This is a genomic window from Chryseobacterium sp. A321, assembly GCF_054489265.1.
Map to the genome: position 1 here is coordinate 1,304,891 of NZ_JBTMWZ010000001.1, position 15,942 is coordinate 1,320,832.

General features: G+C 42.4%; 15 protein-coding genes. 7 read left to right on the forward strand and 8 right to left on the reverse strand.

Features of this window, described 5'->3' with window-relative positions:
- Window positions 1–2: 2 nt before the first annotated feature.
- The 3 genes from ACX3PZ_RS06175 to ACX3PZ_RS06185 all read left to right on the forward strand — a co-directional run bounded on the left by ACX3PZ_RS06175 (window position 3) and on the right by ACX3PZ_RS06185 (window position 3,740).
- Window positions 3–1,232, forward strand: a complete 1,230-nt coding sequence (locus tag ACX3PZ_RS06175) for an ABC transporter permease (protein ID WP_459083631.1) — start codon at window positions 3–5, stop codon at window positions 1,230–1,232.
- A 49-nt stretch (window positions 1,233–1,281) separates the two neighbouring features.
- Complete coding sequence (locus ACX3PZ_RS06180; RefSeq protein ID WP_459083632.1) at window positions 1,282–2,262, forward strand: PLP-dependent cysteine synthase family protein; 981 nt, start codon at window positions 1,282–1,284, stop codon at window positions 2,260–2,262.
- Window positions 2,263–2,441: 179 nt separating this feature from the next.
- Entirely contained in the window at window positions 2,442–3,740 is a 1,299-nt protein-coding gene (locus ACX3PZ_RS06185) for a DEAD/DEAH box helicase (RefSeq protein WP_459112255.1), read from the forward strand.
- A 23-nt stretch (window positions 3,741–3,763) separates the two neighbouring features.
- Here ACX3PZ_RS06185 and ACX3PZ_RS06190 read toward each other — a convergent pair whose 3' ends face one another.
- The 8 genes from ACX3PZ_RS06190 to ACX3PZ_RS06225 all read right to left on the reverse strand — a co-directional run bounded on the left by ACX3PZ_RS06190 (window position 3,764) and on the right by ACX3PZ_RS06225 (window position 11,636).
- Window positions 3,764–4,858: a YbjQ family protein gene (locus ACX3PZ_RS06190; RefSeq protein WP_459112256.1), complete on the reverse strand. Its 1,095-nt coding sequence runs from the start codon at window positions 4,856–4,858 to the stop codon at window positions 3,764–3,766.
- Window positions 4,859–4,962: 104 nt separating this feature from the next.
- The gene (locus tag ACX3PZ_RS06195; RefSeq protein ID WP_459083634.1) at window positions 4,963–5,214 is read right to left on the reverse strand and encodes an FUSC family protein; all 252 of its coding nucleotides are present in this window, start codon (window positions 5,212–5,214) and stop codon (window positions 4,963–4,965) included.
- Between the two features lie 11 nt (window positions 5,215–5,225).
- On the reverse strand, window positions 5,226–6,533 hold the full coding sequence (locus ACX3PZ_RS06200; RefSeq protein ID WP_459112257.1) for a glycosyltransferase family protein: 1,308 nt from the start codon (window positions 6,531–6,533) through the stop codon (window positions 5,226–5,228).
- 1 nt (window position 6,534) lies between these two features.
- On the reverse strand, window positions 6,535–9,090 hold the full coding sequence (locus ACX3PZ_RS06205) for a YfhO family protein (RefSeq protein WP_459112258.1): 2,556 nt from the start codon (window positions 9,088–9,090) through the stop codon (window positions 6,535–6,537).
- The gene (locus ACX3PZ_RS06210) at window positions 9,074–9,289 is read right to left on the reverse strand and encodes a hypothetical protein (RefSeq protein WP_459083637.1); all 216 of its coding nucleotides are present in this window, start codon (window positions 9,287–9,289) and stop codon (window positions 9,074–9,076) included. Before ACX3PZ_RS06210 ends, ACX3PZ_RS06205 begins: the two co-directional genes overlap by 17 nt.
- A 15-nt stretch (window positions 9,290–9,304) precedes the next feature.
- A complete protein-coding gene (locus tag ACX3PZ_RS06215; RefSeq protein ID WP_459112259.1) occupies window positions 9,305–10,354 on the reverse strand; it encodes a DUF6263 family protein in 1,050 nt (349 codons plus the stop codon).
- A 24-nt stretch (window positions 10,355–10,378) separates the two neighbouring features.
- Complete coding sequence (rlmB, locus tag ACX3PZ_RS06220) at window positions 10,379–11,164, reverse strand: 23S rRNA (guanosine(2251)-2'-O)-methyltransferase RlmB (RefSeq protein WP_459083639.1); 786 nt, start codon at window positions 11,162–11,164, stop codon at window positions 10,379–10,381.
- A gap of 1 nt (window position 11,165) precedes the next feature.
- Window positions 11,166–11,636: a DinB family protein gene (locus ACX3PZ_RS06225; RefSeq protein WP_459083640.1), complete on the reverse strand. Its 471-nt coding sequence runs from the start codon at window positions 11,634–11,636 to the stop codon at window positions 11,166–11,168.
- Window positions 11,637–12,115: 479 nt separating this feature from the next.
- On the opposite strand from ACX3PZ_RS06225, the gene ACX3PZ_RS06230 reads away from it, so the two are divergent.
- The 4 genes from ACX3PZ_RS06230 to ACX3PZ_RS06245 are packed head-to-tail and all read left to right on the forward strand — an operon-like array spanning window position 12,116 to window position 15,932.
- Complete coding sequence (locus tag ACX3PZ_RS06230) at window positions 12,116–13,120, forward strand: AAA family ATPase (protein WP_459112260.1); 1,005 nt, start codon at window positions 12,116–12,118, stop codon at window positions 13,118–13,120.
- Window positions 13,121–13,169: 49 nt separating this feature from the next.
- Window positions 13,170–14,033, forward strand: coding sequence for a DUF58 domain-containing protein (locus tag ACX3PZ_RS06235; protein WP_459083642.1), 864 nt, complete (start codon window positions 13,170–13,172; stop codon window positions 14,031–14,033).
- Between the two features lie 11 nt (window positions 14,034–14,044).
- Window positions 14,045–14,941 (forward strand): BatD family protein, encoded by an 897-nt coding sequence (locus tag ACX3PZ_RS06240; protein WP_459112261.1) that lies wholly within the window; start codon window positions 14,045–14,047, stop codon window positions 14,939–14,941.
- Entirely contained in the window at window positions 14,934–15,932 is a 999-nt protein-coding gene (locus tag ACX3PZ_RS06245) for a VWA domain-containing protein (protein ID WP_459112262.1), read from the forward strand. Before ACX3PZ_RS06240 ends, ACX3PZ_RS06245 begins: the two co-directional genes overlap by 8 nt.
- Window positions 15,933–15,942 lie beyond the last annotated feature (10 nt).

Here is a 15,942-nt window from a genome sequence, read left to right on the forward strand (position 1 = left end):
GGTTGAAGTTTCCTTTCTATTTCTCGCAGAAAATTGCGTTTTCCAAAGATAGCAAAAATAATCTCTCACAGATTATCATTTTCATTGGCCGACTCTCCGTCGCCCTTGGAATTATTGTTTCTTTAATCACCGTTTCCACAGGAATTGGATCTAAAAATGCGATCAAAAATAGGATGGCGGATTTTGCCGGTGCCATTGAGATCAAAAGTGAAAACAGCAGCACGTCCTACAATTCCGCTATTTTAAATACTTCATCGGTTCGTTTAAAAGAACTAGAAGCGAGCCCACACGTAGTCAAGGTTCAAAAATTTGTGACGGTGAGTGGGATCATGCGAACCGAGACGAACTTTGCAGGGATTATCTTCAAAGGCATTGGAAAGGATTTTGACCATGAGCGCTTCAAACAATTTGTGACGAAGGGGAGAACTCCTATCGTGACGGAAGAAGGCTATACGAATGAGGTTGTGCTTTCTGAAAAGTTAGCGAAAGACTTGCAGAAATCGGTAGGGGATAGCATTGTGGCCATTTTTTCTAAAGTAGACCAGAACCCTCTATACCGAAAATTTGAAATCTCTGGACTTTACAAGACGGACATCAAAATGATTGACGATTTGTTTGTGCTCGGAGGGATCAACCACGCGAGAAGAATTCAAGACTTGAGTTCGACGGATGTCGGGGGATACGAGGTTTTCTTAGACAACAACAACGATTTAGAAGAGGTGTTTCCTGCGGTTGCTGCGCTTGTGGGTGAGGGGAATCGGGCAGATAAAGTGACCTCTAAGTATCCACAAATCGTGGATTGGATCAATATCTTTGATGTGAATATCGCCCTGATTATTACCATCATGCTTACCGTGGTGGTCATCAACATTATCATGGTCTTACTCATCCTAATTATTGAAAGGACTCAGTCGATTGGACTTTTGAAAACCCTAGGAGCGAGCAATGGACAGGTACGGATGATTTTTATTAACTATACGCTGCTTATCATGATTCCGGGGCTTGTGGTGGGAAATGCCATTGGAATTGGATTCTTACTGCTTCAAAAATACTTCGGCATTATCTCTCTGAATCCTGAGAATTACTACGTAAGTCAAGTACCGGTGGATTTGAATCCCTTTTATATTGTAGGGATTTCGGTAGGGATACTTCTAATTTCTGCGGTCTCACTGGTTTTACCTAGTGTCCTTATTTCAAAGATTTCTCCTGTGCGTTCTATCAAATATACCTAAGGGGAAAATTGTATCTTTGCACCACTTAAATACCAGTAGAAAAGACGCTATGAACTATGCAAATACGATTCTCGAAACCATCGGGAATACCCCACTTGTAAAATTGAATAAAGTGCTAGGACCTGATTTTCCAGCCCTAGTCCTTGCCAAAGTGGAAACGTTTAATCCTGGGAATTCTGTCAAAGACCGTATGGCCTTAAAGATGATAGAGGACGCAGAAAAAGACGGACGTTTAAAAAAAGGAGGGACCATTATTGAAGGGACCTCAGGGAATACGGGAATGGGACTTGCCCTTGCCGCGATTGTGAAAGGATACAAATGTATTTTTGTCACCAACTCCAAACAATCCAAAGAAAAGTGCGATATCCTTAGAGCTCTGGGAGCGGAGGTCATCGTATGTCCTACGGATGTGAAACCGACAGATCCGCGTTCGTACTATTCTGTTTCCAAGCGCTTAGCTGAGGAAACAAAAGACGGATGGTACGTGAACCAGTACGACAACTTATCCAATCGTCAGGCCCATTACGAGTCTACCGCTCCTGAGATTTGGGAGCAAACGGAGGGGAAGCTTACCCATTTTATGGCAGGAGCAGGAACCGGAGGAACCGTAACCGGATGTGGACAGTTCTTCAAGGAAAAGAACCCAAGTATAAACGTGATTGGAGTGGATACCTATGGATCTATACTTAAAGAATACCATGAAACTGGCGAAATCAACTTAGAGAACGCGTACAGTTACATAACAGAAGGAATTGGAGAGGATATTATTCCTGAAAATTACGACATGAGTGTAATTGACCATTTCGAAAAAGTGACCGACAAAGACGGCGCGATCTACGCGAGAAAACTGGCAAAAGAGGAAGGGATTTTCTGTGGATATTCTGCAGGAAGTGCCATCGCGGCCCTGGTTCAGATGAAAGACACCTTTAAGAAAGACGATGTGATTGTCGTCCTACTTCATGACCACGGTTCTCGTTATGTAGGAAAAATCTATAACGACGAGTGGATGGAAGAAATGGGATGGTTGTAAACCCTTCTCTATCTGCCGCGCTTTACGTGCGCAGTCAAAGAAAAGAGTCCGTCTCACCCAAGGTGAGACGGACTTCTTATTTTAGGGCCAAAAGGAGGGATCTAGGGGAGTTGCCACAATTCACGAGATTAGAATAGTCTTAAGAGCAAAACTGTCGCTATCTTTGTCGAAAATTAGATATGTCTGTACGCCTCTCCGATTTGGGAATAAACGAGTCCCTACAAAAAGCTTTAGCGGATCTTGAAATCACGGTTGCCACCGAGATTCAAGAGAGTGTGATTCCTGTAATTCTAGATCAAAAGAAGGATCTTGTCGCACTTGCGAAAACAGGAACGGGGAAAACCGCTGCGTTTGGAGTTCCTCTTTTGCAACTCGTGGATGCACAGCAATCGGGGGTACAAACTCTAATTCTAGCACCCACAAGAGAACTAAGTCAGCAGATTTATAACAACCTAATTTCTTTCTCTACCTACTCTTCGGAAGTTTCCACCGTCTTAATCACAGGGGGAAGTACACTTAAATCGCAAATCGAGGCCCTGAAAGCCTCCCCTCAAATTCTGGTGGCGACGCCCGGTCGGTTCTTAGATTTACTTAAAAGAGAAGCCTTTGATGTGAACGGATTAAAGCATCTTGTACTAGACGAAGCGGACGAAATGTTCCAAGTCTTAAAAGAGGATTTGATGGAGATTTTAAAAGCGCTTCCCAAAGAGCGTCGCACGTATTTGTTTAGTGCCACGATGCCTGGAGAATTAAAAGAGATTGTCCACAATTACCTAAACAAAAATGCCGTTTCAGTTCAGTCTGAATCAGATCTATTGCCGCACGAAGGAATCGATCATCAGTATCTGGTCGTAGACCCTATTGAAAAACTGGATGTGCTGCTGCACTTTCTAAATTCTCAAAAAGGAGGAAGAGGGATTATCTTTTGCAAAACCAAAGCGGCTGTAAACAAATTGGCCAAGAACTTAGCCATCCGTAAAATCCCCTCTGGGGCTCTTCATGGAAGCTTAACCCAAGCCATTCGAGATCGCATCATGGAACAATTTCGAGAAGGGCATATTGACATACTCGTGGCCACGGATTTAGTGGCTCGAGGAATTGATGTAAAGGAGCTTGCCTACGTGGTGAATTACCATTTGCCTGATACGAAAGAGGCCTATGTGCACCGAAGCGGTCGGACAGGGAGGGCCGGTGCCAAAGGATTGTCTATGACGATCCTTCAAGAGGAAGAGGTTAAAGAAATTGCCGCGTTTGAAAAAGAACTTGGAATTCATTTTGAGCCGGCAGGGAAAGTAGGTGCAAAAGACCTAGAATGGAACAATACTCTGGTTTGGGCAAAAAAAGTCTTCAAAACCAAACCCAACCGTGAAATTCCAGAAGAGGTTAAACTTCAAATCAAATCCACTTTTCATCACCTAACCAAGGAAGAACTCATTGAGAAAGTGATTGCCAATTATTTAATTGAACACAGCAAGTAGAAAAAGTTCGCTAGGTTTAAACTTTAATTTAGATACTCAGAAATTAAATTTATTTTCAAATCAAGATCTTTGGATATCACTTCGGGGTTCATTTCAGAATATTTAAAACCGTAGATGTCTTGATGGCAGCCCGTACAATGTGTGTGTAAACTATTAGTTTTTCCGCATTCGCAAAGCCATACTTCTACTTCTTTTGAAGATAATAATTGCTTTTTCATTCGATGAACCCCTCTTTCGGTAAAGTTCTCCACTATATAATCTCGAAGAAATTGGAGCTCCTTTAAATCCTCTTTATTGTAATAGGGTTTGTCATATGTTGCAAGTTTAAGCCCACGTTTTTGGATTTGAAAGCTCTCATTTTTTAACAATTCGAGTATTAGCGAAAAATCATAAAGCTGTATATTTTTTATGATTGCATCCAGTTTTGCTACTACCAGGTCGTTTTGCTCCCTAATCCCCTGGTACAACAATGCTTTTTTATGAATTTCTGGTAGAGTTTCTACATATATTCTAAAGGCGGAATAAAAATTTTGTGACACTTCAGGATCAAAAGACTCCCGTTTAATTGCATAATTTAGTTTTTGCAGCAGAAATGGGAAAATCTCATGAATTTGATTGTTATTGATTTCGTTCCATACGTCAGTGTTGAGCTCAAGATCACCTATTGATACTTTGTCGATGATTTCTTTTTTAGTCCTCATTTTATTGATTTGACCAATGTCAATAAACTCAAATTTCTCGTTCGCGTTAGTTGAAATGTTTTTGTCTGAAACTTCATCTTCAAGTATGATAGCCGTCCCTACGGCAGTTAGCATAAACATCGATTTTCCTTTTCCGGAAATTTCGTCCATATCTATTTTCAAACCTACGATACAATTTGCACCTATTTCAGAAGCAGCATATTTCAATCGATCAATTGCCTCTATATAGAGTGACTGGAGCTGTTTTTGATAGGTGTTTGAGCGGCCACCAAAAAAATCAGAAAAGCTACCCATCCAGTCACTGATGAAATTAGTTCCTGCTACAACATGCGCGGATATTGGCTTGACGTATTTTTTGATTCTAATTCCTTCAATTGTGGAAGTTGTGACGACCAAGACATCATTTGGATTTATCATGTTTTAAGTTTTATTTAGTGATTGTTTTCCGATGTGTTACCTCCCAGTTAAAAGGAGTAAGAGAATAGCAATTCTCAGCCTATTCCACATGTAACTAATGTATGTTACAATACGTTTCGATTCTTAAGTTCTTGGTCAATCGCTTTTTTGCCCGCTGCCTTTTTTGTAAACATGGGAATGAAAAGAAGTGGAAAGAACGTAAGAATGCTCAGTCCATTGTTATAGGTACTGTAGATCGCGATGCCGATCAAAACGCCGACCATGACCGCGTTCGTTAAGAGGGCCGTTTTAATTTTTGCTCGCTCTGAAATGAGCTCCTGAGTGCTTTTTTCGGATAGTTTTTCGTTAGGGGTCATAGAGGTTGAGTTTAAGGAATTAAACGTTCAAGGGCACTGACAAGAGACTTTGTTAAAGAGCGTCTTGTAAATTTTTCAATGGAAGCCGAGCCTTGTTTTTTTTCGCCGGACTCAAAAAGGTCCATTTCTTTTTTCAAAAATTCTTTAAGCGCGCTCGATTCGTCATACGCAAAATGAGACCCGCTTTTCGTTTCTTCTAGAATCTTCTGTACATCTGCAGAGGGAGGTCCAAAGGACAAAATTCGTTTTTCAGAGGCCAAGTACTCAAAAAGTTTTCCTGGGATAATGCCTTTAGAGGCACTTGAAGGAAAATTGGTGATCAGAAGTAAGGAAGCTTTTTGCATTTGAGCTAAGGCCTCTTCATGGGAGAGATAGCCTAGTTCCTTTAGGTGAGGGGACAGCGGGGAGCTTTGAAGACTTTCTAGAAGTTTGGGGTCGATTCGACCCACAAAACGAAGCTCAAGCTTCTCTTTCCATGCTTTTTCGCTTTCTACAAGCTCAATTAAAACATCCCAAAGCAGCTGGGGATTTCTTAATTGTTCTAAAACGCCAATATAACTGAGGCTGAACTTTGAATCGGACTTAGGGCTATCGTTTGAGATAGCAGGCAAATCGCTTGGGTCAAATCCATTGGTGATGCAAATCGCATTAGCACCTAAGGATTTAAACTGCTCTGCGTCAGAGTAACTGGTTGCCAAAGTGAGATCCGCGGTTTGCAGTACTTCTTTTTCTAGTGCGTGATGCCTGCGATCCGCCCACTTGGAGAGTTTTAAATGCTTGTAGTAGGATATTTCTGTCCACGGATCTCGAAAATCCGCAATCCATTTTAGGGAGGGATCCTCTTTTTTGAGTCCAAGACCAATTAGGTGCATAGAATGGGGTGGACCCGAAGTAATCACCGTATCAATGCTGTTCTTCTTCAAATAGGTTTTTAGAAAACGAAGCGAAGGCTTCACCCAAAACTTTCGGGCATCCGGGATAAAGAAATTCCCTCGAACCCAGATGGAAAGTCTTCCTTTTAGGCTCTGGTTCTCTACCTTATCAAACTGACCGGCTTTGTATTTTTGGTTGCTTGAACTAAGGAGTTCAGCCAATTGATAGGGTTCCCAAATTTTGGTTTGTACCAGCGTGAGTTCCTTAGGAACCTGCTTCTCTAGCGATGGATCTAAAAGAGGGTAACTGGGGTTTTCAGGCGTATAGACATAGGGCTCATACCCAAACTCAGGCAAGTATTTTGTGAATTTTAGCCATCGCTGTACGCCGGGACCCCCTGCGGGAGGCCAATAATACGTGATGATTAAAACTTTTTTTTTGTTCATTTTACGCTCCCTCTAGCTCCTTAACCTCCTTGTTGGTAGGTTTTGTAGGCTTCTTTTTTCGTTCGATATAGAATCCAAGTCCGGCAAGAAGTACAAAAAGACCCGTACTCAAAAGAGAATAAAGTTTTCCTTTTTGAATGACCTCTGGCTGAAAGACCATTTTTACTTCATGACTTCCTTCGGGCAGATAGATTCCTCGTAAAAGATAATTTACTTTTATGTACTCCACAGGTTTTTGATCGACATAGGCTTTCCATCCATACGGATAGTACATTTCTGATATCACGGCCAATTGAGGCGTTTTGGATTTGGATGCAAATGCAATCTCATTGGCTTTGTAGTCTGTGAGGGTAAAGCTTGCAGTGGAATCCGCGGCAAGAGGTTTTCCTTCGAGATAAGATTGGTCTGCTGCATTAATGACCGCTACTTTTTTGCTGTCTACCTGACCGATCGCTTCAAATTCCTCATTGGCTGTTTTCGTGAAGAGAACTTCTGAGACTAGCCAGCCCGGACCGTTTGCGTCTGGATTCAGGGCCACTTGTGGATCTGCGGTCGAGCCGTAGATGAGGTATTTCGCATTTAAGAGATTCAGTACTTTGGGAGTTTGTACAGAATCCCCTCTTAAGAAATACCGATCGATGAGGTCATCGTACCTTCTTAATTTCGCAGCGGAATAGCCTCCAATGGAAGATTTAAAGTACGACGTATTGGTCTCACCAAAAGTTCCTAAAGTTTGGTTGTAGATCCGATAATGACTCGTGTCTGTCGTGGTTATTTCTTCTAAAGCCCTATTCACCGGGATTTGGCCTAAAAGTCCTTGAATGTACGAATTGTCCTTCGCTTTTTCCTGTAAGAATTCAGAGTCTTCGGTTAAAAAAGGCTGCTCTGCAAAGGCTTTTTCAACGAAATTGGTGTCGTTTAAATAGCGTTTGTTTACGCTCCAAAGATCCACTAAACTAAGAAGACCAATTGCGATTAAAACGACGTTTTGAGATAGCTTTTGTCTTAGACTCAAAAAGAGTAGAGCAAAGACAAGTGCGACATAGCCCAAAGTTTTTAGCGTGTCTTGGACAAAAACCGAATGACGGTTTTCTGTCAAATAGTCTAATAAATAAGGGGGAAGATAGGTCTTTTCACTAGGCGTATAGAAACCTAAAAGCGATTTTCCGCCTAGAAGAAGTAAAACTAAAAACAGACCCACCGCTGCACTGACCCGGATAAGTGTTTTCTGCTTTTTTTCCTTGGAGATTTCCGAGCTTTGATAGAACTGATACAGTCCTAAAATGGCCACCAAAGGCAGCAGAAGTTCTACCACCACTAAAATGGAGGAAGGCGCTCTAAATTTGTTGTACAAAGGAATGTACTCAATGAAAAAGTCGGTGAGTAGGGAGAAGTTATGCCCCCATGCGAGTAGAATCGTTAGGATACTGGCTCCTAAGATCCAGTATCGGTACTTTTTTCGAACAAAGAAAAATCCTAGTATAGCAAGGAAAACAACCACCGCACCCTGGTAAGCAGGTCCCGAGGTTCCCGGCTGCTCGCCCCAGTAAGTTAAACTTCGAAGGCCTTGAGAGATTCGATCCCACTGCGCCTGACTCTGTACGTTCTCTTGCACCAAAGTCTGGAATCCTTCCATGATCTTGTCAGATCCTTCTTCGCTACTCGCGCCGCCCATTAGGCGTGGAATGAAGAGGTTTAAAGTTTCGAGCTTTCCATAGCTCCACATCGTAATGGATTCTTTGTCAAGACCGGATTTCGTACTCGATTGGGTAGGGTTGTCTAGAATCTGTTTTCCACGGGTTGTTTCCTTTACAAATTCGGCATTCGCAAGTAATCTTTGTGAATTCATTCCGACGCCTAGAACAAACGCGAGCGCCAGAATTCCGGAACTCACTAAAAAGTGACGAAGTCTCGTTTTGTCTTTTATCGCTCTGTAGAGTTCCGATAGAAAAAGAAGTCCAAGGGCAATAAAGAGATAGTAGGTCATTTGAGGGTGGTTCGCTGCAATTTGCAGTCCCATGAAAAGCGTGGTGAGAACAAACCCGAGTAGGTATTTCTTTCGAATGTAAACCAGGAGAATTCCTGCTAGCAAAGGCGCAAAATAGGCGAGGGTATGGACTTTTCCATTGTGCCCGGCCGCAATAATGATGTAAAAATAGGTGGAAAGACCAAAAAAGGTTGCCCCTAAAAGGGCGTACTTCCAGCTTTTGGTCACCACATAGCCAAGCAAAAAGAACCCCGCCATGAGTAGGAAAATATAATTGGCAGGCCTTGGCAAAATCTGCAGCGCATAATCTACTTGCTTAATTAAATCGCCTCGAAATTGAGCTCCCGATTGGTAAGTAGGCATACCCCCAAACATGGCATCGCTCCAATAGGTTTCCTGTCCGTGGGCCGCGCGGTAATCCAAAAGTTCACTTGCGCCTCCTTTGTAATGCACGATGTCGGGCTGAATGACACTCTTACCCGTAAGAACAGGAGAGAGGTACAAGAGGGAGATGGCAAGTAAAATCCCTAAGGAAAGAACTATGAATAGGAGATTAGTCTTTTTGGCCATTTGCTTTGTCGTTTAACTCTTCATACTCTACCGTTTCAGCGTCCCATTTTAAATTGGACTTCAATTTTTCTTTAGGACTTTGTGTACTCTTTTTTGGACTAGGAAATTGATAGAATTTGTTGAAAAAGAGTCTCTTTAAAATATTCCACACAAAGAAAATGATGATCGTAGAGAGTATCGTAAGAAGGATGAATTTCATGAGAAGTAAAAATCTTTATTTTTCAGGGTTGACAATGACAGTGGAAGTCGACTCGCTTTTCATGGTTTCGCTTTGTTTTCCATCGGAAAGCGTTTGGCTTTGCGTGGTTTTCACGCTCACGTTTTGGTTTTTAATCCAACCTGTGGCCTGATCCAGCTTCACACTTCCGCTTTGAGTCAGCTCAGAGGAGATCGTATGGGTCACTCCCTCGTTTGTTTTCTTGTCTGATTTTTTCGGAATGCCGCCGGTTACTTTAATGGTAACGATTCCATTTTCTACTTTTTCAAGCGTGTAATTCGTCGTTAGTTTTACAGAACCGTCCGGTGCTGCATTTTCGGTCTCACTCCATTTTTGTCCAATTTTCGCTCCGGCTTTTGGGAGAACCATTAGGTTTTTGGTAAACTGCTCCTTAATGGTATTTTCGTTGAAGCTATCCTTGAAGCTTTGAAGGAAACCTTCTTTTTGCGCAGCTTCTTTGATTTGAGAAGTGGCGGCTGTTGTGATTTTCTTATAGATTGGGTCAAATCCAGTAATGGATAGAACTTCTCCTTTGGAATCCATTTTCATTTGAAGTTTGTTCCCCGTAAGTGCACGGTTCATATGCCACATCATCTTTAATTGAGGGTCCTCAGGTTCTTTTCCTTTGGTGTCCACCGTCTGCGTTTTTCCTGCGGCCGTTTGGGAATTGGTTTTTCCAACTAAATTAATCGTGATGTCATAGACTCCGTCTTTCAAATCATTCACCGTAAAGCTCATCTCGTCCGTAGAATTGCTGGATGCCCTTTGGGTCTTGCCGTCCGGTCCCACGACCGATTGAAGGTTTCTTTGGTAGGTGGTAAGAGGATAGGTTTCTCCAATCGCTAATTTGAAGTTTTGGGTATAGACCCCCTCCTTCTGAGCAATGGCAGGTCCTGCACTCTCAGCCCCTAACACCGCAGTGGAATCGGATGTAGACGCATTGGGAGCAAGGCTATCTGTTTTTGAAGTAGTCGTTGAACTTGTGTTTTCTTTTTTGCAAGCGGTCACACTTAGTAGGGCAAAAAGAACAATGGTATATTTTTTCATAAATTAAGTCGAATGTGGTGAATCTTACGATTCGAGTTTAAGGGAAAGAGATTTTTGACGAATGGCCTCGTACAGGATCGCACCCGTGGCTACCGATACGTTTAGAGATTGGGTTTTTCCTTCAATAGGAAGTTTGATTTTTTCGTCTGCATGGTGTAGCACTTCTTTTGAAATTCCGCTCTCTTCGTTCCCCATCACAAGGGCGCAAGGTTCATTGAAGTCTACATCGTAGGCTAGTTTTTGAGCTTTCTCTGTCGCAGCATACACAAGCACTCCGTTTTGTTGAAGATAGTCCACGGTGTGGGCTAGGTTTTTCTCTTTGCATATTTTAATGTTGAAAAGGGCTCCGGCCGAAGTCTTAATCGAATCCGAGGAGATCGGTGCGCCTCCTTTTTCTGGGACAATCACGGCATCAATGCCTACGCACTCTGCCGTACGGCAGATCGCACCAAAGTTTCTTACGTCCGTGAGTCGATCTAAAATAAGAAGGAAAGGAGTTTTCCCTTCCTCGAGCATTCCGGGTAAAATGTCTTCAATGCTGTAAATAGGGACCTGAGCGATAAAAGCCACAACCCCTTGGTGGGTTTTTCTAGTGAGTCGGTTTAGTTTTTCGACTGGTACATAATTGGGACGAATTTTGTGCTTTGCGAGTAAGGCTTTAAGTTCCTGTACATTCGCTCCAACCAGTTGGTTTTGAACAAAAATCTTGTCAATGTTTTTGCCACTTTCAATGGCTTCCATCACGGGATGGATTCCAAAGACCATGTCGTCTTTCTTATCGATACCTTCGCTTGAGTTAAAATCTTTCATATTAATGGGTTTCGCCTAAAATGGCGCGTTTTTGTGCAAGGGCATAGCCGTAGTGTAGTCCCTCGTGCAGGTTGTTAAACTGAATGGCCTCTTCAATGGAACTAAGGGAGATCCCAAAACTTGTGGGATAATTCGAATAGTCTGTAAAGAGCTTCGCATCGTAATCTTTTGCTAAAATCTTGGAAGTCTCCGTGAGCAAGAACCCGAGGTCTTCTATTTCTGAAGTGGAGACGTCTAGGTTGGGAAGTGTTCCTTTTTTGTAGGTTTCCACCCAGTATTTATCAATTCGAAACGAATTGCCACTTAGGTAATAATGAAGAAGTTGTTGGGTCGCTACGCAGTGCGCAATGTTCCAATATAGGTTGTTATTGAATCCATCGGGAATGAGCATAAGCTCCTCGTACGGAGTGGAATCTAGGATTTCCTTTAAGTTCTTTCTGACCGTTTTATGGGTCTGAAATTGATAGGTCATAAGACTTGGTTTTAAGCCTCAAAAGTACTTTAATTAATTGTAAATCACAAGTAGAGGCGCTACATTTAAGTTCCCCTTAGGCATGCGAATAGAGGAGGCAAAGGCCCCCTTTTCCCTTAGAAGATTTTTGTGGAAGTACTTGCCCTACTAAGCCTCTATTCATGCTAACTTAGTTTGTGTCCTGTTATCCACGCAGATAAAAACATCCTTCTTTCCTTTATTTTAGAGGGTTACAGGTACCGTGGGCTTTGGTTTTTCAGAGTTAGGAGCGGGGAGGCAAATATAAATTCAAAGACAAAATTTGAGTTTCAAAGCCAAAAATCTTGTAAATTGCACTTAGAAAGCAAAAGAAAGAGGGTTCTATAGCCCAATTCCGGCGCTTTTACATTTAACAAATTTTAACGCGAAATTGGCACTAATTGTGTTGACTTTTGCTTGTATTTATCGCAATTTTACCCACGCAATATTAAATTCAATTTATGTCAGAAATAAAGCAGGCTGAAGAGCTTCAGATTCTTACGCATAAGCTTACCGAAACCAACGCTCATTTTACACGTTTAAAACAGGAAATTAACAAAGCCATAGTCGGGCAGTCCTATATGATAGACCGACTGCTCATTGGGCTTCTGGGAAGCGGACACGTTTTATTAGAGGGAGTTCCCGGCCTAGCCAAAACCTTAGCCATCAAATCTTTGGCCCAGGCGGTGCATGGCGATTTTTCAAGAATCCAATTTACACCGGACCTTCTTCCAGCGGACGTGATTGGAACCCAAATTTACAACATTAAGGAGAACGATTTTTTAATCAAGCGAGGTCCTATTTTTGCAAACTTTGTCCTTGCGGATGAGATTAACAGAGCGCCCTCGAAAGTGCAGTCTGCACTTTTAGAAGCGATGCAAGAAAGGCAGGTGACCATTGGCGATGAAACCATGGCTCTACCCAGACCCTTTCTCGTTCTTGCGACGCAAAACCCGATCGACCAAGAAGGAACCTATACGCTTCCCGAAGCACAAAGTGACCGATTCATGCTTAAATGTACGATCGACTATCCGGACTTTGAAGACGAAAGAGAAGTGATGAGACGTGTGGCTACGGGGACTCCTGAGACCATTAATGCAGTCCTTAGCTTAGATCAGATTCTAGAAGCAAGAACCATCGTGAATCAGATCTACTTAGATGAAAAAATTGAAAAGTATATTCTGGATATGGTGTTTGCCACAAGGTATCCTGAAAAATACGGACTGAGTGAACTCTCCGATTTTCTTACGTTTGGAGCTTCTCCAAGAGCTTCCATTAATTTAGCCATTGCCAGTCGCGCGCATGCCTTCTTGCAAAACCGCGCCTTTGTGATTCCGGAAGATGTGAAAGCCGTCGCAATGGATGTTCTAAGACATAGAATTGGCCTTAGCTTTGAGGCCCAGGCGGAAGAATTAACTACGGAGGCTTTAATTGAAAAGATTCTAGCGAAAATTCAAGCGCCGTAAAAAGAGAAACTCTCTGTTACGAAAGGAAGAAGAGAAAGGAACGAATTCTATGGACATTAAAGAGCTTGTAAAGAAAGTCAAACAGATTGAGATACGCACCCGGCACAAAAGCCAGGCTGCGCTTATGGGGCAGTACCATAGTTCCTTTAAAGGACAAGGGATGGTCTTTTCTGAGATTAGACCCTACGAGCCTGGCGATGAGATTCGGAGAATTGATTGGAACAAAACGGCACGATTTAAAGAGCCTTATGTAAAGGTAATGCAGGAGGAAAGAGAGCTCAGCGTCATTCTCATGGTGGACGTGTCTTCCTCGATGGATTTTGGAACCCACAGCGCTTTAAAAAGAGAATACATGGCTGAAATCTGCGCGAGTATCGGATTTTCAGCGGCAGGCAATCAGGACAAAGTCGGACTGATCCTCTATGCCGACAAAGTTTATAAAGTGATTCCTCCGAGTAAAGGCAGAAAGCATGTGCTTTCGATTCTTTCTTTGATTCTTTCTTTTGAGCCCGTCCGCGCCAAAAGCAATCACGCCGATGCACTTTCGTATCTTATGAAAGTGTTCAAAAAGAAATCCTTTGTCTTTATGATATCGGATTTTCAAGAAGAAATTGAGCAAAGAACCCTTGGGGTAGCGGCAAGAAGCCACAGTTTGCTCGCCTTTCGGGTCAACGATCGAAGCGATTTAGAACTTCCGAATTTAGGCTACTTAGCTTTTGAAGATTCCGAAACAGGAGAAGTCAAATGGGTCAATACTTCGAGCAAACGCTGGCGCTATAATTTCGCCGAAGCGAGAAGAACCAAAGCCCGAAAATTAAAAGAAATTTTGGAAAAACACAGTGCAGGACTTATTGAATTAAACACGGGAGCACCGTATACGCGTGCCCTGCACCAGTATTTTTTAAACCGATAAACGTAAGGAGATTGAAAAAACTTATCTATCTGCTTTTTGGGCTTTGGAGCCTAGGTGTAAGTAGTCAAACGCTTTTTTCTGTACTAGAAAAGAAAACCATTGCACTCGCGGAGCCTAATACCTACAAGATCCGAATTGAAAATTTAAACGGACAAAACGTACAGCTTGCCCCTCGAGGGGAGTTGCTGCCGTTTCACTTCGAAGAGATTAAAGACAGTATTTCTTTGCAAGGAGATCATTACGAGCGCCTCATTACCTTTACGGTTTTTGAGGAAGGTACCTTTACGCTTCCTGCCTTTGAGGTGAAAGTGGGAGAGAAAGTTTTAAAAACCATTCCTTACACATTAGAAGTCGTGAACACAGCGCAAAAGGGCGATCAAATTAATGACATCATGAAAAACAGGGAGGTAAAACTCAATATGAAAGACTATTGGGACCTCTATAAGTTTTACTTACTAGGACTGCTCGCCTTACTCGCAATTGTCTTTTTAATCTACCAATTCATAAAGTACGGAAAACGACAAAAAGACTCTCCAAAAGTAGCGACCAACCAAACATTAAAGGCCCTCGCACAGCTTAAGAAGAAACAGTACATTGAAGAAGGAAATTACCGACTTTTCTATGTGGAGTTAATCGACATTTCAAGAGCCTTTCTGACGCGTCAATACCGTATTCCTGCGGACGTTCTGTTAACGGAAGATTTACTGGATCTTATTCATATGAACCAAACGGTTTCGCAGCCGAGCGAAGCAGTTCTAAAAGAAGTATTCACAAGAGGAGATCTCGTGAAATTTGCAAAAATTTTCCCAGACCAGGAGGCCATGACGAAGGATTACGACTCGATGGTACAGATGGTCAAAGAATCGAGCAAGGATTTAGAATTTGAAAATTTGAGAAAGGATGTTTGATTTGAATTTTCAATGGGAAAGCCCCTGGATGCTTCTGCTCTTTCTTTTCTTTGTTCCCCTTGTGATTCGAGATTTTTCAAAGAAAAAAAAACAGAAGCTTCGCGTAAGTTCCTTAGAAGATATGGACGCTTCGAGAGGCTATGGTCTTGTGTTAAAGTTTTTAAAACTTTCTAAATACTTGATTTTAAGTCTTCTTTTCCTAGCCATGGCTAGGCCAAGGACTTTTAGTATTTCAGAGCTTCAGGACGATACGAAAGGAATGGACATTATGCTCACGGTGGATGCCTCTCTAAGTATGCTTTCTAAAGACCTAGAACCCGATCGACTCTCTGCGCTTCAAAAGATTGCAAGTCAGTTTGCGAAGGACAGGCCCACCGACCGAATTGGTCTTGTGACATACAGTGGGGAAGCCTTAACCAAAGTACCGGTAACCTCAGACCATCAAATTGTGCTGGATGAAATCGAGCAAATTGATCCGATGGAACTAGAGCCTGGGACCGCAATTGGAGACGGACTGTCCGTCGCGGCCACGCATTTAAGACATTCCAAAGCCAAAACGAAGATTATTATTTTGATGACCGACGGGGTCAATACGATTGAGAATTCCATCTCGCCACTTGTCGCAGCGGATTTGGCTCAAAGTTTGGGAATTAAGGTTTATACCATTGGGATCGGAACCAACGGCTACGCCTTAATGCCGACGAATTTAGATATCTTTGGAGACCTCGTTTTTACCGAAGTTGAGGTGAAGATTGATGAACCCACCCTTTTGGACATTGCAAGAAAAACGGGAGGGAAGTACTTTAGAGCGACCTCAAACGATGCGCTTCAAAATGTGTATGCGCAGATTAACCAACTTGAAAAATCCGAGGTGAAAACCTCGAAAATGTATAACTATACCGAGTATTTTCGCTATTTGCTCTTGGGGGCACTGCTGATTTTACTCGTAGATGCCCTGTTGAGATGGGTGCTTTTTAAAACTATACTCTAATTAGACCGCT